Here is a 16916-nt window from a genome sequence, read left to right as displayed (position 1 = left end):
TGTCAGCTTCCCGCTGAAGCGCCTGCCACACCGCCCGCCCGCCCGCCCGCACGCACGCACGCACGCACGCACGCACGCGAAGACGACCACGCCATTCTCAGTTGTAGTAGGCCTCCAGTTCGGCGATCGAGGTGAAGGTCCGCGAACCGCCCGGTGTCCCGATCACGCGGACTCCGTCACCCCACGTCGGCGGGAAGGAGATCGTGTAGGACCTGTACGCGCCGGCCGAGGCGTCGTACGGGTAGGCGGGCGTTACGGTCGCGCCGCCGACGTCGGTCCAGTCGGCGCCGCGCCGGACCTGCACCCGTAGGTTCCCGGCGAACCAGCCGCCGTCGGGGAACATCTGGCCGGTGGTGTAGACGACCTTGTCCAGGTTGTAGCTCCTCGGCCAGGTGTAGCCCCACCAGCTCGCGGTCTTCGCCTCGTCGTTCCAGTCGTCCTCCGACAGGTCCTTGCGGCCGTCGTTGTAGTAGGTGTTGTTGCCGTAGTGGGCGACCTGTTCGATCGGCACGGTCCCCGGAGCGACGGCGAGGTTCGTACCGCCCCTCGTGTTGACCGGCCGGCTCGGGACGCGCGGCTCGAGCGTCATGCGGCGGAGCGAGAAGTGGTAGACCGAGGCGCCTCCGCCGCCGCACGGGCAAACATTCGACTGCACCCACATCGACCGGCCGTCGGGGCTGATGAACTTGGACGGGATCGTCGTCGCGTAGCCGCCGTGCTTGGATGACGTCCACGGATAGCCGCCGAAGTCCTTGGTCATGAAGTGCTTCCACGGCCCCCACGGTGTCGGCGACTCGTAGAACTCGAAGGTGTACTCGGTCCAGGACGTGTAGATGTACCGCCTGAGCGGTTTGTCGTACACCACACTCCCCTGGCTGATCACGCTCAGGTTGTGCACGTGCTCGGAGTAGATGGTCGGGTAGATCCGCCGGTCGTCGTGCAGCACGGACCGGCGCTGGGCGATGTCCGCCGACCACTGCGGATGTCCCACGGCGTCGGTGCCGGAGTAGAACTGCCAGGCCGACCGGTCCTGGATGCGGTCCTTGGGCACCCGTGCGAGGTAGACGTCGTCCGGGTCGGGCACGCGGTCGTTGAACGAGTCGCGCCAGTTGTAGTCCAGCCCGTACGCGTACACGTAGCCGTCGATCGCGTTCGCGTTGTTCTTGCCGTAGTCGAGGAACATGATCGTGGTGAAGGTGTGATCGTTGAACATCGGCTTCGTACGGTCCCAGGTCCACGTACGGCCGTGGTCGTCCGATCGGGCGATGGTCGCGTTATGGACGTCGTTGAAGTCCTTGGCGAGATCCTGGACGGCCAGGTAGAGCGAGCCGCCCACGCAGGCCATGCCGGTCGGCTTCCGCGTGTAGCCGGTCGGGTCGGTCCAGACCTGACCCACGCCGTCGCCCTTGGCCACGGTCGCGCCGGAGAAGCCGCTGGACGGGGTGCCGGTGATCCGGCTGACCGCGACGTCGGAGAAGTCCCCGTCGAGGCTGAAGCCCTTTCCGTCGCCGTTGGCGGCGTAGAGGTTGTCGTCGGAGGACCAGCAGGACGGCCACAGGTCGCCGTCGCTGGGGCTGCCGACCGTCTGGTGTTCCTCGATGGACGCCGTGGAGAAGGAGGTGCTCTCCGGCGGCGCACCCGCCACGGCGGTACCGGGCAGGGCGAGGGTGAGCGCCGCGGCCGCGGCGGCCCATCTGTACACACGCATGGTGCCTCCAGGGTGGGTTTACCTGCGGGGTAGGCGCGCGCCGACCGGCGGAAGGGTGAAGGGCCGGTGCGGCAACGTCTGGTACCAGTACGCGACCGAGGACAGGTCGTCCGAACGCTTGTTGGCGTGGCCGTGCTCGATCGTGACCCGGACAGAGCGGGCGAACGTCACGGGGTCTTCGATGTGGAAGCGGTAGACGGAGATCTGGCCGCTCCAGTTGGGCCCGCCGGGCAGGGTGATGCCGTGGTACGGGCCGCTGTAGGACTCCGACGGACACCAGGCCGTGTTGAAGTAGTCCTCGGTGCCGGTGCCGTGGAGCGACGGCGGGAAGGGCTCGCCGTCGATGAAGATCATGTCGTCGCCCTCGCCATACCAGTTCCACGCGTCGGTCTCGCGCAGGTTGTGCACGTTGAGGACGCAGCCGACGTAGTGGCCGCGGCCCTCCGCGTCGAGGATCACGTAGTTGCCGTCGCCGGTGAGGTTGGTGCCCTCCACCTGGAACTCGCGGTTGGACTGGTCGCCCTGCGGGATGCCGTCGGCCGGGTTCTCCCGCCGCCACTGGGCGTGGAAGTAACCGAGTTCCTCATCGATCGCGTCGAACAGCTCGTAGTCGATGTAGTAGTAGAAGAAGACCGGCTCCGCGGTGAGCTCGCTGATCAGCTCGAACCTCGCGCGCGACGCGAACGGCATATGGAACCAACTGTTGAAGCCCTTGCCGTCCTGCGGGCTCATCTGCAGCGGCGATGACACGAAGTTGACCGTGCGGCCGTGCCCGACGCCGAAGAAGTCGCCGAGCGGCACCAGCACGCTCGGGTGCTCTTGGTCGTCCCAGGTGACCTTGAGCACGAGCTTGCGCAGGAAGTCGGTCTCGGTGACATCGGGGCCGTCGCGATGCGGCAGCGCGACGGTGCACCAGATGTGGTTGACCGATCCCGGGCCCTCGATGTCGGCCAGTACGGCGCTCTCGCCGGCCTGGATCGTCAGCCGATCGTCGTTGCCGCCCGACCGGTCCCAGCTCGAGGCCCGCCGGCGCCGCGACGAGCGGAGCCGTGGGAGGTCGCGGAGGCTGCTGCCGAAGGATCCGTAGGACACGAAGGTGACTCCTTTACTTCAGGCCGGATGTCTTCATGGCGTCGACGAGCCGGCGTTGGCCGGCGAGGAACACCACCACGGTGGGGATCGCCGCGAGCAGGGCGGCCGCGAGCACGTAGTTCCACGCGGCGGCGTGCTCGCCCTGCAGGCCGGCCATGCCGAGCTGGACGACCCGCAGGTTCGGATCGCGAGTGATCGTCAGCGGCCAGAGGAAGGCGTTCCAGTTGGCGAGAAAGAACAGCACCGACAGCGACGCGAGCAGCGGCCGGCTGAGCGGCAGCACGACGTGCCAGTACGTCCGCACGTACCCGCAGCCGTCGAGCCCGGCCGCCTCCTCCAGCTCACGGGGGATGCTCAGGTAGTACTGCCGGAGCAGGAAGATGCCGTACGCGTTGAAGATGGCCGGCACGATCAGGCCCGCATACGTGTCGATCATGCCGAGCCGCTTCACGATCACGAACAGCGGGACGAGGATGACGGGCAGCGAGACCAGCATCGTCGAGACCACGCCGGAGAAGATCAGCCGCTGCCCGGGAAAGCGCAGCCGGGCCAGTGCGTACGCCGCCATCGAGTGGAACAGCAGCGCGACGACCGTGACCACGATCGAGACGAGCGCGCTGTTGAACAGGTACCGGGGGAACGGCACCTTCGTCAGCACGTACGTGATGTTGGACAGTGTGAGGCGCGAGGGCAGGCCGGTGTCGAAGGTCTCCGCGGCCGGCTTGAGCGCGCTCAGCACGAGCCAGAAGATCGGGAAGAGGGTCAGCGCGGCGAGCAGGTAGGCGACCGCCGCGCGCACGCCGAACCGGCGGCTACTCCGCATGGAACCGCCCTCCTCGGGTCGTCGCGAACAACACCGCGGTCACGACCATGAGGAACGCGACGGCCGTGGTCGTGATGGCCGCGGCGTAGCCGTAATGGCCTTCGGAGAACGCCTGCTCGTAGATGTAGTACACGACGGTCGAGGTCGAGTTGTCCGGGCCGCCCTTGCTCACCACGTACACCAGGTCGAACGCCTGCAGCCCGGTCACCGCGTTGACCAGCGAGGTCACCAGCACGAAGAAGCTGGTCGGCCGCAGCAGCGGCCACGTGACGTGCCGGAACCGCTGCCAGGGGCCGGCGCCGTCGACCCGCGCCGCGTCCTCGTACTCGCCCGGAATGTCCTTGAGCGCGGCGAGAAAGATCAACATTTGGTTGCCCATGAGGAACCACACGCTGATCAGCACGAGAGCCGGGAGGGCGAGGCTCGGGGTGCCGAGCCAGGAGACATCGCCGAGCCCGAGCGGGCGCAGCAGCCGCGGCACGACGCCCTGCTTGTCGGCGAGGAGGAACTGCCAGAGCAGGCCGGTGACGACGAGGCTGATCACGTTCGGCACGAAGAACGCCGCCCGGACGAACCCGACGCCGGGGAAGTGGTCGCGTACGAGGAGCGCGAGCGCCAGGCTGACGACGAACGCCAGCGGCACGAACATCACCACGTACGTGACGGTGACCCGCACGCTCTTCAGCAGCAGCGGGTCGTCGGCCATGGCCTTGAAGTTGTCGAGTCCGACGAAGGTGTAACCGCCGAAGCCGTCGACCTCGTACAGCGCGATCCCCAGCGCCAGCACCATCGGGAGCGCGACGAAGACGAGCAGGCCGAGCAGGTCCGGGGCGAGGAAACCGTATGCGGCGGCGGCCTCGCGCCGGCGGCGCCCGCGAGGGCCGGCGCCGCGCCGGCGCGGGGCACGGACGACCGGCCGCGATTCGGTGAGCGTGGCCATCAGAGGATCGGAGCGCCGTTGTAGCGCTTCAGGAACGTGTCGATCCGCTGGGCCGCGTCGGCCGCCGACTTGGCGGGGTCCGCGCCGTTCAGCTGGCAGGCCTGCAGCGCGTCCGAAACGGCCTTGTAGACCTCCGGTGTGTAGCGTGGCTCGGGATGGCCGCTCGGGCGGACGTCGTCGACGAACGTCTTCAGTGGGCCCTTCGCGAACGCACCGTGGGCGTCGGCGGCCTCCCGCACGGACTTGCGCACCGGGATGTTCGTCTTCACCACGGTGTTCCACTGGCGCACGCGCTCCACGCCGGGAGCGTCGGTCGAGCCGAGCGCCCAGGCGACGAACTTCGCCGCGGCCTCGGGGTTCTTGCCCTTCCGGTTGGCGACGAAGGCCCAGCCGCCCAGGTCCGTGGCCGCCTTGCCGCCGGGCGGCGTGGGCAGCGGGAAGACGCCGTACTCGAGCTGCTTCTTCTGCTGCGCCAGCTGGGCCACGGACCAGATGCCGGTCTGCTGGATGGCGCAGTAGCCTGAGCCGAGGTTGGCGGGCGCGTCGGCGGCACCGGTGCCCTTGACCTTGCGCGGCGCCACGCCCCGTTTGACGGCGTCTTGCCACAACTTCAGCGCGTTGACGGTGCCGGGGGCGTTGAACGGGCTCGTCTGGCCGGTGCTCACCGCCGAGCCGCCGCCCATCCACATGAACGGGTACCACGTGAAGTTCTGGTAGTAGCCGGGCGTCGTCTCCAGCAGCAGGCCGAACTGGTCCTTGGTGGTCAGTTTCTGGGCCACGGTGAGCAGCTGGTCCCAGGTCTTCGGGATGTCGGCGTCGGACAGGCCGGCCTTCTCGAACGCCGGCACGCTGTAGAACATCGCGAGCGGCTCGACCTCCATCGGCAGCCCGTAGATCTTGCCGCCGACCTTGCGGGTGTCGAGCGTGCCGGGCAGGAAGTCGGCGATGGCCTGCTGGGACAGGTACGGGGTCAGGTCCTCCAGTACGCGCCCGTTGTAGTACCGGAGGAAGTCGCCGGGGCTGATCAGGAAGATGTCCGGGCCTTCGCCGGAGGAGAAGGCGGTCTGGAGCTGCGTGCCGGCCGTGTAGTCGGCGACCGGCAGGAACCGGAGCTTGATCTTGACCTCGTTCTGCTTGTTCCACGTGTTGACGAGGTCGGCGAACCACTTGCTCTGCGGGTCCGGCACGGGGTTCGGGCTGTAGAAGTTCCAGAACGTGAGCTCCTTGGCGTTGCCGCTCTTCCCGCTGCCGCAGGCGGCGAGCAAGGGAGAGGCCGCGCCGAGCGTTCCGGCGACGGCCAGCGCACCGCCGGTCTGCCGGAGAAAGGCTCGCCGGCTCACCGCTCCGGGGAGCCGGTCGGTGGGACGAGATCCATGTGCAGGCATGTCTGCCTCCAGTGGCGTTGATCCGGATGCCGCGCCCCCGGCCGGCTGCGAGTCGTGCCCGTCGCAGTCGGCGCGCTTTGGAAATAACTCAAGAAATCGATTTCTGGGCACTGTATGTCCGTCGCATGAGGCAGTCAAGAGTTAGATTGCAACCGCGAGAAATCGTTTACCGGCTAGACTCGCGCCTCATCGGCTCTCGGGGCGAGAGCCGATGCCGTCGTCGATCGGTGGAGACTCCAGCGGATGACAACGATCTATGACGTGGCCCGCCGTGCCGGTGTGTCGACGGCGACGGTCTCACGGGTGCTCAACGGGCACGCGTCCGTGGACCCCGTCCTCGTCGCGCGGGTGCTCAGCGCGGTACGCGAGCTCGGCTACCGCCGCAACGCGGTCGCGCGCAACCTCCGCCGCGCGCAGACGACCCTCTGGGCGGTCATCATCTCCGACATCGGCAATCCGTTCTTCACCTCGATGGTCCGGGGCATCGAGGATGTCGCGCAGACCGCCGGCTACTCCGTCGTCCTGTGCAATAGCGACGAGGACCCCGACAAGGAGGCGACCTACATCGCGGCGGCGCTCACCGAGCAGATGGCCGGTGTGATCATCTCCTCGTCGCGGCGACCGAAGGCGGCGCAGGCCCTGGTCGAGTCCGGCACACCGGTCGTGGCGATCGATCGCGAGCTGCCCGGCGCGGACGTCGACACGGTGCTGGTCGCGAACGAGCGCGGCGCCGTGTCCGGCACCCGGCACCTGCTCGACGCGGGCTATGGTCGGGTCGCCTGCATCACCGGCCCCGAGGAGGTCAGCACCGCCCGCCAGCGGGCCGACGGATACCGCCGGGCCCTCGCCGAGAACGGCATCCCGATCGACCCGGAGCTGATCTACCACGCGGACTTCCGCGAGCACGGCGGATTCGTCGCGATGGGCGCACTGCTCGAGCTCGACAGCCGCCCGGACGCCGTGTTCGTCACCAACAACCTCATGACCGTCGGCGCGATGGAATGCCTGGTCGAACGCGGAGTCTCGGTGCCGGACGAGATGGGGATCGTCGGCTTCGACGACATCCCCTGGGCCCACCTGGTACGCCCGTCGCTGACGACGATCGCCCAGCCCACGTACGAACTCGGCCGCACCGCTGCGCGCCTGCTCCTCGACCGGATCGCCACCGTGCCGTCCAAGCCGTCCACGATCGTGCTGCCGACCGACCTGCGCATCCGCGAGAGCTCCATGCGACGCCATCGCCGAGGTCAGTCCTAGCTACTTGCCCCTGAAAAGGTCAAGGCCCGGCCGTGGTCGCGGTTGGGCAGTCAGTGGTCGCTGAAGATCGTTCGGGCTTCGCGTACCGCGTAGAAGACCAGGACGTATCCGGCCAGCGGGTCGGCCCACCACCAGCCGAGCCCGGCGTTGAGGAGCAGGCCGGCCAGGACCGTAGCGGCCAGGATCCCGTCGATGAGGGTGACGCGTCCTTCGGCGCGCAGGACCGGGTTGTGCAGGGCGGCGCCGGTGCGGGCCTTACCGGCGGCCAAGCCGAACATGGTCAACGCGGTGATCGCGGTCCAGGCGATCCCTGGCAGCGAGTGATGCGGGCGATGTCCGGTGACCAGCACCCAGGTCGATTGGATCAGCAGGTAGAGCGCCAGCGCGGCGAACGCGCCGCCGATCAACCGCAGCGCCCGACGCTGCCGGGCATCGCCGGTCCCCGACAACTCCCAGACCACCACGGTGGAGGCGCCGATCTCGATGAGCGAGTCCAGCCCGAACCCGGCGAGTGCGACCGAGCGGGCCGACCAGGCCGCGACCGCAAGCACCCCGACGCCGATCACGTTCCAGCCGAGTGTGATGTACTCCAGCGCGAAACCCCGGCGGAGCAAAGCGGCGCGGGCCGATTCGTCCAGTCTGGTCATCAGCGGATTGTCCCAGACGGAGCCGCTCACGGCCGCCCGGGCCTCGGTCATGCCGACCCTGCGGATGCTTGCCGGCGCGTGCTGACCCCAGCGGAGGACGCCCTCGATCCCGGGGAACCGGCCGATCGCCTGCTGCGCCTCTCGACGGCCACCACTACGACCTGGTCGATCCGGCGTCGGCGAGCCGTGTGTCGGACACGTCGTGGCTGGTGCGCAGGACGACCGGCTTCAACGGCCGACCTCTATCCCCTCGGCATGCCGGCGGGCGATGGCGCGCACTAGATCGACCTTGGTGCCGAAGTGATAGCTGACCGCGGCGTTGTTGCCCTGCCCGGCGGCCTCGCTGATCTGACGGTTGGCGACCGCATGCACCCCATGTTCGGCGAACAGCCGCTCCGCCGCGGTCAGGAGCGCCTCCCGCGTCGCACTGACCTGCTCATCCCGCCTCGTCCTGCCGGCCATCATCACCACCACTTCGGGACGTCACACCAGTCCGCGCGGCCCGTCCCCCAAGCCACCGCAGACCCTCGACCGGGTCGGTGAGGTCAAGCCACGAAAGCGTACGCAATAGCGACGCGGCGTACACGCATCAGCCGGGCGGCCTGCTCGAAGGCAAGATGGCCGTGATCACCGGTGTCGGTGCGGCCGAGACGATCGGCGCGGTGTTCGTCCACGAGGGCGCGCAGGTGCTCGCGGCCGACATCAGCGGCGCGGCGCATGTCGCCGCGTTCCTGGCCTCGGACCGGGCTTCGTTCGTGACCGGGGTGGTCGTTCCCGTCGACGGCGGATGGTCCGCGAGGCTCGCGTGAGGACGAAGGCGTCCGGCGGCAGGGCATGACCTTCCTGCCCTCGGGGACGCGGTCAGGAGGACCAGATGGCGCGGAACGTGGCGACCTGGAGATAGGCCGTGCTCATGAAGTCTGCTCCGGATGTTGTCAGACGGCGGCCCAGCCGTCGTCGACGGGGAGGACGGCGCCGTTGACGAAGGACGCGGCGTCGGAGGCCAGGAAGACGATGGCGGCGGCCTGCTCCTCCGCCGAACCCAGCCGGCCGATGCCGGCGCCGATCAACGCGCCGATGACGGTGGGTCCGTGGGCCTCTTCACCGGCGTCCACCCGCATGTTGGTCGCGGTGGGACCTGGGGCGACGGCGTTGGCGCGGATGCCCTGTCCCCGGTACATGACGGCCAGGTTCTTCACCAGGCCGACGATGCCGTGCTTGGAAGCGGTGTAGGCGGCGCCCGCCGCGCCGCCGCGCAGACCGGCCTCGGAGGCGGTGAAGACGATCGAGCCGCGTCCGGCGGCCAGCATGTGCGGCAGGGCCGCACGGGTCAGCAGGAACGGCGCCGTCAGATTGATCCGGATGACCCGTTCCCACTCGGCGTCGTCGGTCTCACCGAGCGCGGACATGCGGTCCATGATCCCGGCGTTGTTCACCAGGACGTCCAGACGGCCGAAGACCTCCATGGTCCACTCGACGACCACATCCACGACCTGCTGGTCGCTAAGGTCACCGACGACCGCGAGGGCGACTCCCCCGGCGGCCTCGATCTCCTTGACGGTCTCCTCGGAACCCGTCCGATCAAGGTCCGCGACCAGCACCTTCGCACCTTCCCGCGCGAACATCAGGGCCGTGGCCCTGCCGATTCCGGACGCGGCGCCGGTGACGACGACACCACGACCTTCGAGCCCCATACCGATCATGTGACGCGCCTTCTCTGTGTGAACTTCCTGCGGTTCTCGCCGACGCGGCCGGTGTACGTGGTGGTCACGCCCGCTCCTCCGCGACGAGCACCTCGTCCATGCCGCCGTCCTCACGCCAGCGCCGGAGCAGTGCGTGGAAGGCCACCGGTCCGTCGGCGTATGCCTCCCTCCGCTCCCGGGGCATGCCCTCGTTGTTGTAGTAGCCGGGGGTGCACTCGGCCTGGAACTTGTACAGGTCGGGCGCGTTATTTCGAAGTGTGGCCAGCCAGTCGTCCTGGGCCTCGGGGTTCGGCTCGACGTACCGGGCCCGGCGCGCCCGGGCCTGCGCGACCACCTCGGCGACGTGGGTGGCCTGCTCGTCGAGGACGTGGACGAAGTTCACGGCGGTCGCGCTCTGCGTCGGGCCAAGTTGGAAGAGGTTGGGGAAACCGTGGGTGTAGAACCCATGGAGCGTTCTGGGCCCCTGCGCCCAGGCCTGGAACAGATGGACACCGTGCCGTCCGTACACGGGCAGTCGTCCGGAGAGGATCCCGGAGATGCCCGCCTCGAAGCCGGTCGCGAAGATGATGCAGTCGACCTCGTACTCCCAGTCGCCGACCACGACGGCGTTCTCGGTGATCCGCTCGACGCCGTGCGTGTCGGCGGTGTCGACGAGGGTGACGTTGGGCCGGTTGAAGGTCTGCAGGTAGTCGTCGCTGAACGTGGGCCGCTTGCACATGTAGCGGTACCAGGGCTTGAGCTTCTCCGCCGTGTCCGGGTCCTGAACGATGGCGTCGATGCGGCCGCGGATCTCGTTCATCTTCTGGAAGTCGGCGAGTTCGTAGGCGCGTTCGCGCTCCTCGGCCGGAACATCCGCGTACGCGTTGGTCGGGACGAGCTTCTCCTGGAGCCGGGCACTGCTGGTCCAGGCGTCGCTCACCAGGTCCTCGTCCGTCCGGATGCCGGTGACGACCTTCAGGAAGTTCTCCATACGCTGCCGCTGCCAGCCGGGCTTCAGTGAGCCGGCCCAGTCCGGGTCGGTGGCGCGGTTGTCCCGTACGTCGACGGAGGAGGGCGTGCGCTGGAACACGTACAGGTGCTTCGCGTCCCGTCCCAGGTGGGGCACGACCTGGATGGCGGTCGCGCCGGTGCCGATCAGGGCGACGCGCTTGTCGGCCAGCTTGTGCAGGCCGCCGTTCGCGTCACCTCCGGTGTAGCCGTAGTCCCAGCGGCTGGTGTGGAAGGTATGTCCCTGGAAAGTCTCGATGCCGCGGATGCCGGGGAGTTTGGCCTGGCTGAGCGTTCCGGTGGCGACGATCACGTAGCGGGCCCGCATGCGGTCGCCGCGGTCGGTGGAGACGGTCCACTCCGACTCGGCGTCGTCCCACCGGAGTTCGGTCGCCCGGGTCTGGAAGCAGGCCTCGTCGCAGAGGTCGAAATGCCGGGCGATGGCTCGCGCGTGCTGCCGAATCTCCTCTCCCGGCGCGTACCGCCACTTGGGGACGTAGCCGACCTCCTCCAGCAGCGGCAGGTAGACGTACGACTCGATGTCGCAGTGGATGCCCGGGTAGCGGTTCCAGTACCAGGTACCGCCGAAGTCCCCACCTTCGTCGATCACCCGGATCGACTCCACGCCCGCCTGCCGCAGTCGGGCGGCGGCGAGCAGGCCGCCGAATCCGCCGCCGACGATCAGCGCCTCGACCCGGTCGCGCAGCGGCTCTCGCGTGTACGTCGGGTCTGCGTAGGGGTCTTCGGCGTAGTAGCCGAACTCGCCGCCGGTACTCCGGTATTGGGCGTTTCCGTCGGGGCGGATGCGGCGGTCGCGTTCGGCGCGGTACTTGGTCCGCAGGGCGTCGGGGTCGAAATCGAGGTCGGGGTCCGTGGAGCGGGAGGAGGTGTAGCGGGACATGCGTGTCCTTTTCCTCTCCTGATTCCTTCCAGGTTGCCGCGAAGCATCGGAGCTCAAAAATCTATCACTCAAAAAATTCGAGCCCAAAGGCGTCGACCACCGACATCGGGTTGAGACCGATCAGTCGATCGGCTTCTCCTCCTGCCCGGAACCGGCCGCAGGCGCCAGCATCCGCGTGAACGTCTCGGCGATCGCGGCGATGTCCACCGTGGGGTCGTGCATCCACTGGATCTGCAGGCCGTCCAGCACCGCCAGCACCGCCCTGGCCAGGTGGTCGGCCGGCTCGTCGGCCCGGATGATCCCGGCCCGCTGCAGTTCCTCGAGGTCCCGCGTGACCTCGGTTGCGAGGTTCCGGTAGCGCTCGGCGAAATAGCCGTGCGCGGGGCTCTCCGGGTCGGTGGCCGCCGCCGAGAGCGTGACGTACAGCTTGGCCAGCCCCGGGTGGTCGGTGGTGTGGCGCGTGCCCGCGACCATGCCGTCGATCAAGGTCTGGCCCTCCACCACTGAAGCGGCGAACGCCTTGCCCAGCACGTCCCGCCGCTCCAGAACCGCGAGAAGCAGGTCGTCGCGCGTCGGGAAGTAATACGTCAACGCCGGCTGCGTGACCCCGACCCGGTCGGCGATGTCCTGCAGGGAGGCCCGTTCTCCGTGCTCGTCGATGGCCTCATAGGCGGCCTGGAGAATCTGCTCCCGTCGTTCCGCGCTCTTGCGATACGGGCCGCGCCGTTTTCGCTGGTTCGTCACTCGTCAGACCGTACTTCAGGGTGGTGCCCGTCCTGGGCCTCGGCGCGGCCGGGCGCCGCCGTGTCAGGGCGTCGGCGCCAGGCAGGCCGTCCGCGGCTCCCTGCCGTACCGCCCTCGGTCAGGCGGTGGCGCGCTCGTCCCCGGTGCGGAGCCGCAACAGCACCACTCCGTACATCCGGTCCGCCGGGCACAGGCCCCACTGTTTTGAATCCTCCGAGCTGGGGTGGTCTCCGCGCAGCACCAGCATGCCCGGCGGCACGCGGCCGGGCCGGTCCCCTGCCACCCAGGGCGGTGTCGGGTCCCCGGTCGCCGCGACGACCCGTTTGACGTACCACCCGGCGGCTCCGGAGGGGTCGATGGGGCCGTTCCACCCCGTGTGCCGGTCGGGCCGCTGGACGACCACGAGCCGGCCGGGCCGGGCCCGGCGGCGGTGGCGCAGCACCAGCAGCACATCACCGTGGTGCAGGGTCGGGGTCATGCTGCCGCCCCGTACGGTGACGGTGGACAGCAGCAGCCGGGCCGCCAGCACGGCCCCGATCACCAGCGCCGCCGCGACGGCCCAGCCCAGGGCCTGGCTCATCCGGCGGCCACCGTGCTCGAAGCCGTCTCGCTCTCCCCGGCGCTGCCCGCCGACGACGCCGGGTCCTCTTGGTAGCCCTCCGCCTGACTGCGGAAGAGCTGGGCGTAGACGCCGTCCGGGGACGCGGTGAGGGAGGCGTGGTCGCCGCTCTCCAGGATCTGGCCGTCCTGCACGACGACGATGCGGTCGGCCCGGCGGACGGCGCTGAGCCGGTGGGAGACCAGGACGCTGGTGGAGCCCGCGCGCAGTTCCCGCAGCCGGTCGTGGACCGCCGCCTCGGCCACCGCGTCGAGGCCGGAGCTGGGCTCGTCCAGGATCATCAGGTCGCGGCCCTGACGCATCAGCCCGCGGGCCAGCGCCAGGCGCTGCCACTGTCCGCCGGAGAGATGGATGCCGCTCGTCCGCGCGGCCTCCTCCTTGTCGTCTTCCTCGTCTTCTGCGTGGAACACCCTGCTCAGCATCGTTTCGTAGCCGGCCGGCAGCCCCTCGACGATCTCGTGGACCCCGGCGCGCTCGGCGGCGGAGCGGATCCGGTCCGGGTCGTCGATCGCCTCCAGATCCCCGAGTCCGATGTTCTCGGCGGCGGTGAGGTCGTAGTCCATGTAGTCCTGGAACACCGCCCCGATCCGCTGACGCAGTTGCGCCACGGGTACGTCGCGGATGTCCACCCCGTCCCACAGCACGGCTCCGCGGTGCGGATCGTAGAACCGGCAGAGCAGCTTGACGAGTGTGCTCTTGCCGGCGCCGTTGAGCCCGACCACGGCCAGGCTGGTGCCGCACGGGATGGTCAGATTCAGCCCGCGCAGCACCCACGGGGCGTCCTCGCCGTAGCGGAACCACACGTCGCGCAGTTCGATGGAGTGCGCCAGCGGGGCGAGCTCCCGGGGCTGCGAGGGCCCGGCCAGGTCGTCCCGGGTCCCGACCACCGCCAGATAGTGGTGGAAGACCAGAGCGAACTGATGTCCCGTGGCGATGCTCTGCACCAGGGTGCCGAGCCCGGACTGGACTCCGGCCAGGGCGCCGATGAAGACCGAGACATCGCCGATGCTGATCGTCCTGGCGGCCGCGGCGTGCACGGCCCACAGCAGCCCCCCGGCCGCCAGCAGCGCCCCGAGGGCGGCGAGGAAGACCTGGACGCGCACCACGCTCCGCTCCAGCCGGTCCTCGGCGTCGTTGGCTGCGCGCAGTTCGGTGAGCATCCGGCCGTGCAGGAAGCCCCCCAGCCCGAACAGGCGGACCTCCTTGACGGCCTCCAGGTCCGTCAGCAGCATCTGGTAGAAAATCTTGCGCCGCATGCCGGGGCTGGTGCGCCACAGCAGCCCTGCCCGCTGCCGGCTGAGCGTCAGATGGGCGATCATCGCGGGTACGGCGGCCACCAGCGCGGCGCCCGCCATGATCGGGTTGATCGCCACCAGGGTGCCCAGGAACCCGGCGATGCCCAGGGTCCCCTGCAAGGTGGACAGGCCCATGTGGACCAGCCGGTCCGGGGCGCTTTCGGCGGACTGCTGGGCCAACCGCAGCCGGTCGTGGAAGCGCGGTTCCTCCAGGCGTGCCAGCCCGTTCATGCGGTTGACCGCGCCGAACAGCCGGTCCTGTGAGAGCAGGCCGATGGCGCGCCGGGCACGCCCCTCCGCATAGGTGGTGACGGCCGAAGTGGTGGCCATCGCGATGCCCAGGACACCGATGCCGGCCGCCATCCACACCAACGCCCCGGTACGGGGGTGGGAGGCGGTGAGCTCGTCGAGCGCGACCTTGGTCAGCCAGGCGATGGCCACCGGCGCCGTGCCATCGATCACCGCCATGACGAGCTGGAGGAACAGCATGCCGGGGCTGGCCTGCCAGGCGAGCGCGTAGGCCGCCTTCATCCCGCGGATGACGGAGACGCCGGACTCCGTCACGTCATCGTCGCCGCTCACGACATCGAGGGCAGCGTGGTCTCGCCCAGCCCCTGCAGGCCGACGCCGGCGGCGGTGGCGACCCCGTCAGGGCCGTAGTGGGCGAACCCGGGGTAGAAGCGGACCCCGAAGGCGGTGCCGACGGGCGCGTCGAGGAATTCGGGCAGCACGTGGTCCGCGACGCCGACGAGCCGGGCGGCCAGCTCACTGCCGGCCGCGTCGACGCCGACCACCGTGGCCAGTACCCGACCTCCCGCGTCCCGTACCCGGCGCGCGCGCTCGGCGAACTCCGGCACGCTGTCGTCGCAGCTCGAGCAGTCCAGCGACAGGAAGGCGACCAGCGCCGGCCGGCCGGCCAGGTCGTCTCTGGTGACCGTCGTGCCGTCGGCGGTGGTCGCGGTGAACTCGGGCATCCGGTCTCCGGGCGTGATGCCCAGGTCCGGGTCCCCGTCGGCGTGGTCGTGGTCGTTGTCCTGGGCGGCCTGCGGAGCGGCCAGACGGGCACGCCAGCGACGCACCACGGCCACGGTCAGCACGAGGTTCAGCGCGGTGACCACCGCGACGAGAACCAGCCCTGCGATGAGGTATTCCACGGATGTCCTTTCCGGCTCCGGCGCCTCACCGGCCCAGGTCCCCGGCCGCGACCGGGGACTGGAAGAGCGCGGCGATGTCATCGACGAAGACGGTCAAAGCGGTGAGCACGCCCGCCGAGACCACGGCCAGCGCGATCCCCGGTACCTGGCCGGGAACGCCGTCGCCGACAGATATCGCCACGTACGAGCCCAGGCCCGCCGCCGCCAGCAGCACCGCGTTGCGGGCGATGTGCCAGCCGCTCATGGGCACTTCGCTAGCGCCGAAGCAGGCACACTTCACCTTCTTCCCGCGGGCCACGACGAGGGTCGGGACGGCCGTCAGGCCGCAGCAGAACAGTGCGGCGGCGAGGAAACCAGCGGTGACGGTGGCGGGCAGGGCCAGCAGCAGCGCGATGAGCAGCTCGGCGGCCGGGACCAGCACGGCCAGCGGGCGGCGCAGCCGCGCGGGGATGAAATCGAAGCCTTTCAGAGAGGCGGCGAAGACCCCTGGTGAGCGTAGCTTGGCCACCGCCGCCAGCGTCATCACCGCCGCCAGGGTGAGGCGGCAGGCGAGCGATACGTACAGCACGGAAGCTCCTGGAAGAGATGGTGCGTGAGCGCCCCTGGCGGAGATGGGCCCATGCGTTCGGGGAGCGCCGGGGCCGGCGTGGCCGCCCTCGCCGAGGGCGGCCACGCGGCCGTCAAGCAGGTGTTACGCAGGCCGACGAAGCATCAGCAGTTGTTCTTGCTGGTGCTGTACCAGGCGCCGCAGTGAGTCACGCAGGCGCCGTTGACCGTGCAGGTGCGTTCGAAGCAGGTGCCGCCCTGCGACTTGTACTGCACATACGAGTCCGGCGGGCAGCCGGCGTCGGCGGTGGTCGTGGGAAGCAGCACCTCGATGGCGCGGGTGACACGCTGGGTCATGCTCTGGAACATGGTTCCTCCTTGTGGGGGGTGAACTGTTTCCACACACGGGCCGAGTGCCGCCGAGAAAGGGTCGAACGCGGCGGACGAGGCCCGCGGGGCTTTGGGGGGTGGCGCTCTGGCGCGCTAAGGGGCGACCAGTTCGGTCCGCAGGGCGGCGACGCCCACGCCCGCCGAGGTCACCATGCCGTTGGTGCCGTACCAGGCGTAGGTCGGGTAGTGCTTGGCTCCGTACCGCTGCGACAGCTCGGCCTTCGAGTCTTCGGCGATCACGATGTCCATCACGTCGCTGAGCATCGCGGCCAGTTCGCTGCCGGCCGAGTCGTCTCCATGGACGATCGCCAAGGATGTCCCCCCGGCGGCCCGCAGCCGCTCGGCGTGCCCGGCGAAGACGGGCACGGCCTCGACGCAGGCCTTGCACGTGAGCGAGAAGAATCCGACCAGGGTCTCCTTCCCGAGCAGGGTCCGCTCCGTCACGGCGGTGCCGTCGAGGGCACGGGCCGAGAAGTTCGGAATCCGATCGATCATCCGGACGTTGGAGACGGCTCCGGTAGTGGGGAGGCCGCCTGCGGCATCCAGCTCTCGCCACCGACGGAGCATGACCAGAAGGATCGCCAGGTTCAGCACACCGACGACGCCGACCAGCACCAGCCCCACTACAGCGAATATCACGACATGCGTCCTCTCCCAGAACCTACGGGCACCGGTAGGCCGCGGCCACTCGTCCATGATCGTCTAAAAGTGATCTTGCCGCAATG

General features: G+C 69.4%; 17 protein-coding genes and 2 pseudogenes. 3 read left to right on the top strand and 16 right to left on the bottom strand.

Annotated elements, in window-relative coordinates; translation table 11 throughout:
* Positions 1-97: 97 nt before the first annotated feature.
* The 5 genes from AB0I04_RS34045 to AB0I04_RS34025 are packed head-to-tail and all read right to left on the bottom strand — an operon-like array spanning position 98 to position 5948.
* Positions 98-1708: a DUF4185 domain-containing protein gene (locus AB0I04_RS34045; RefSeq protein ID WP_360893943.1), complete on the bottom strand. Its 1611-nt coding sequence runs from the start codon at positions 1706-1708 to the stop codon at positions 98-100.
* Positions 1709-1726: 18 nt separating this feature from the next.
* Positions 1727-2800, bottom strand: a complete 1074-nt coding sequence (locus AB0I04_RS34040; RefSeq protein WP_360893940.1) for a glycoside hydrolase family 172 protein — start codon at positions 2798-2800, stop codon at positions 1727-1729.
* A 13-nt stretch (positions 2801-2813) separates the two neighbouring features.
* On the bottom strand, positions 2814-3623 hold the full coding sequence (locus tag AB0I04_RS34035; RefSeq protein ID WP_360893937.1) for a carbohydrate ABC transporter permease: 810 nt from the start codon (positions 3621-3623) through the stop codon (positions 2814-2816).
* On the bottom strand, positions 3613-4563 hold the full coding sequence (locus AB0I04_RS34030) for a sugar ABC transporter permease (protein ID WP_360893934.1): 951 nt from the start codon (positions 4561-4563) through the stop codon (positions 3613-3615). Before AB0I04_RS34030 ends, AB0I04_RS34035 begins: the two co-directional genes overlap by 11 nt.
* A complete protein-coding gene (locus tag AB0I04_RS34025; protein ID WP_360893931.1) occupies positions 4563-5948 on the bottom strand; it encodes a sugar ABC transporter substrate-binding protein in 1386 nt (461 codons plus the stop codon). Before AB0I04_RS34025 ends, AB0I04_RS34030 begins: the two co-directional genes overlap by 1 nt.
* Before the next feature lie 237 nt (positions 5949-6185).
* On the opposite strand from AB0I04_RS34025, the pseudogene AB0I04_RS34020 reads away from it, so the two are divergent.
* Together AB0I04_RS34020 and AB0I04_RS34015 are read left to right on the top strand one after the other, a co-directional pair.
* Positions 6186-6323: pseudogene (locus AB0I04_RS34020) on the top strand (LacI family DNA-binding transcriptional regulator); the annotation flags it as partial.
* Positions 6297-7205 (top strand): substrate-binding domain-containing protein, encoded by a 909-nt coding sequence (locus tag AB0I04_RS34015; protein ID WP_360894208.1) that lies wholly within the window; start codon positions 6297-6299, stop codon positions 7203-7205. The pseudogene AB0I04_RS34020 and the gene AB0I04_RS34015, both read left to right, overlap by 27 nt.
* 50 nt (positions 7206-7255) lie before the next feature.
* Here AB0I04_RS34015 and AB0I04_RS34010 read toward each other — a convergent pair whose 3' ends face one another.
* Both AB0I04_RS34010 and AB0I04_RS34005 read right to left on the bottom strand, forming a co-directional pair.
* Positions 7256-7852 (bottom strand): cation transporter, encoded by a 597-nt coding sequence (locus tag AB0I04_RS34010; RefSeq protein ID WP_360893928.1) that lies wholly within the window; start codon positions 7850-7852, stop codon positions 7256-7258.
* A gap of 240 nt (positions 7853-8092) precedes the next feature.
* Positions 8093-8314 (bottom strand): annotated as a pseudogene (locus AB0I04_RS34005) (TetR family transcriptional regulator); the annotation flags it as partial.
* Between the two features lie 77 nt (positions 8315-8391).
* On the opposite strand from AB0I04_RS34005, the gene AB0I04_RS34000 reads away from it, so the two are divergent.
* Positions 8392-8661, top strand: coding sequence for an SDR family oxidoreductase (locus tag AB0I04_RS34000; protein ID WP_360893925.1), 270 nt, complete (start codon positions 8392-8394; stop codon positions 8659-8661).
* A gap of 126 nt (positions 8662-8787) precedes the next feature.
* Here the strand turns inward: AB0I04_RS34000 and AB0I04_RS33995 are convergent, their stop codons facing one another.
* From AB0I04_RS33995 to AB0I04_RS33955, 9 genes are all read right to left on the bottom strand, one after another.
* Entirely contained in the window at positions 8788-9555 is a 768-nt protein-coding gene (locus tag AB0I04_RS33995) for an SDR family oxidoreductase (protein ID WP_360893922.1), read from the bottom strand.
* 64 nt (positions 9556-9619) lie between these two features.
* Positions 9620-11443: an NAD(P)/FAD-dependent oxidoreductase gene (locus AB0I04_RS33990; protein WP_360893919.1), complete on the bottom strand. Its 1824-nt coding sequence runs from the start codon at positions 11441-11443 to the stop codon at positions 9620-9622.
* 120 nt (positions 11444-11563) lie between these two features.
* A complete protein-coding gene (locus AB0I04_RS33985) occupies positions 11564-12187 on the bottom strand; it encodes a TetR/AcrR family transcriptional regulator (RefSeq protein WP_360893917.1) in 624 nt (207 codons plus the stop codon).
* 118 nt (positions 12188-12305) lie between these two features.
* Positions 12306-12767 carry a S26 family signal peptidase gene (locus AB0I04_RS33980; protein ID WP_360893914.1) on the bottom strand — a complete coding sequence of 154 codons (462 nt, stop codon included), beginning with the start codon at positions 12765-12767 and terminating at the stop codon, positions 12306-12308.
* Positions 12764-14683, bottom strand: a complete 1920-nt coding sequence (locus AB0I04_RS33975; protein ID WP_360893911.1) for an ABC transporter ATP-binding protein — start codon at positions 14681-14683, stop codon at positions 12764-12766. Before AB0I04_RS33975 ends, AB0I04_RS33980 begins: the two co-directional genes overlap by 4 nt.
* The gene (locus tag AB0I04_RS33970; protein WP_360893909.1) at positions 14680-15255 is read right to left on the bottom strand and encodes a redoxin domain-containing protein; all 576 of its coding nucleotides are present in this window, start codon (positions 15253-15255) and stop codon (positions 14680-14682) included. Before AB0I04_RS33970 ends, AB0I04_RS33975 begins: the two co-directional genes overlap by 4 nt.
* A gap of 25 nt (positions 15256-15280) precedes the next feature.
* Positions 15281-15823, bottom strand: a complete 543-nt coding sequence (locus tag AB0I04_RS33965) for a MauE/DoxX family redox-associated membrane protein (protein ID WP_360893906.1) — start codon at positions 15821-15823, stop codon at positions 15281-15283.
* A gap of 143 nt (positions 15824-15966) precedes the next feature.
* The gene (locus tag AB0I04_RS33960; protein ID WP_360893904.1) at positions 15967-16170 is read right to left on the bottom strand and encodes a hypothetical protein; all 204 of its coding nucleotides are present in this window, start codon (positions 16168-16170) and stop codon (positions 15967-15969) included.
* Between the two features lie 114 nt (positions 16171-16284).
* Positions 16285-16830 (bottom strand): redoxin domain-containing protein, encoded by a 546-nt coding sequence (locus AB0I04_RS33955; RefSeq protein ID WP_360893901.1) that lies wholly within the window; start codon positions 16828-16830, stop codon positions 16285-16287.
* Positions 16831-16916 lie beyond the last annotated feature (86 nt).

It is taken from the genome of Actinoallomurus sp. NPDC050550, from assembly GCF_040655075.1.
GTDB lineage: Bacteria > Actinomycetota > Actinomycetes > Streptosporangiales > Streptosporangiaceae > Actinoallomurus.
The sequence above is the reverse complement of the archived record's forward strand: the minus strand, read 5'-3'. Positions and strand labels throughout refer to the sequence as shown.

Bases quoted from the DNA above. Each gene is read 5' to 3' on its own strand.
- AB0I04_RS33980 (WP_360893914.1), bottom strand. From the start codon at position 12,767: ATGAGCCAGGCCCTGGGCTGGGCCGTCGCGGCGGCGCTGGTGATCGGG.
- AB0I04_RS34035 (WP_360893937.1), bottom strand. From the start codon at position 3,623: ATGCGGAGTAGCCGCCGGTTCGGCGTGCGCGCGGCGGTCGCCTACCTG.
- AB0I04_RS34030 (WP_360893934.1), bottom strand. From the start codon at position 4,563: ATGGCCACGCTCACCGAATCGCGGCCGGTCGTCCGTGCCCCGCGCCGG.
- AB0I04_RS33960 (WP_360893904.1), bottom strand. From the start codon at position 16,170: ATGTTCCAGAGCATGACCCAGCGTGTCACCCGCGCCATCGAGGTGCTG.
- AB0I04_RS34010 (WP_360893928.1), bottom strand. From the start codon at position 7,852: ATGACCAGACTGGACGAATCGGCCCGCGCCGCTTTGCTCCGCCGGGGT.
- AB0I04_RS34045 (WP_360893943.1), bottom strand. From the start codon at position 1,708: ATGCGTGTGTACAGATGGGCCGCCGCGGCCGCGGCGCTCACCCTCGCC.
- AB0I04_RS33990 (WP_360893919.1), bottom strand. From the start codon at position 11,443: ATGTCCCGCTACACCTCCTCCCGCTCCACGGACCCCGACCTCGATTTC.
- AB0I04_RS34025 (WP_360893931.1), bottom strand. From the start codon at position 5,948: ATGCCTGCACATGGATCTCGTCCCACCGACCGGCTCCCCGGAGCGGTG.
- AB0I04_RS33995 (WP_360893922.1), bottom strand. From the start codon at position 9,555: ATGATCGGTATGGGGCTCGAAGGTCGTGGTGTCGTCGTCACCGGCGCC.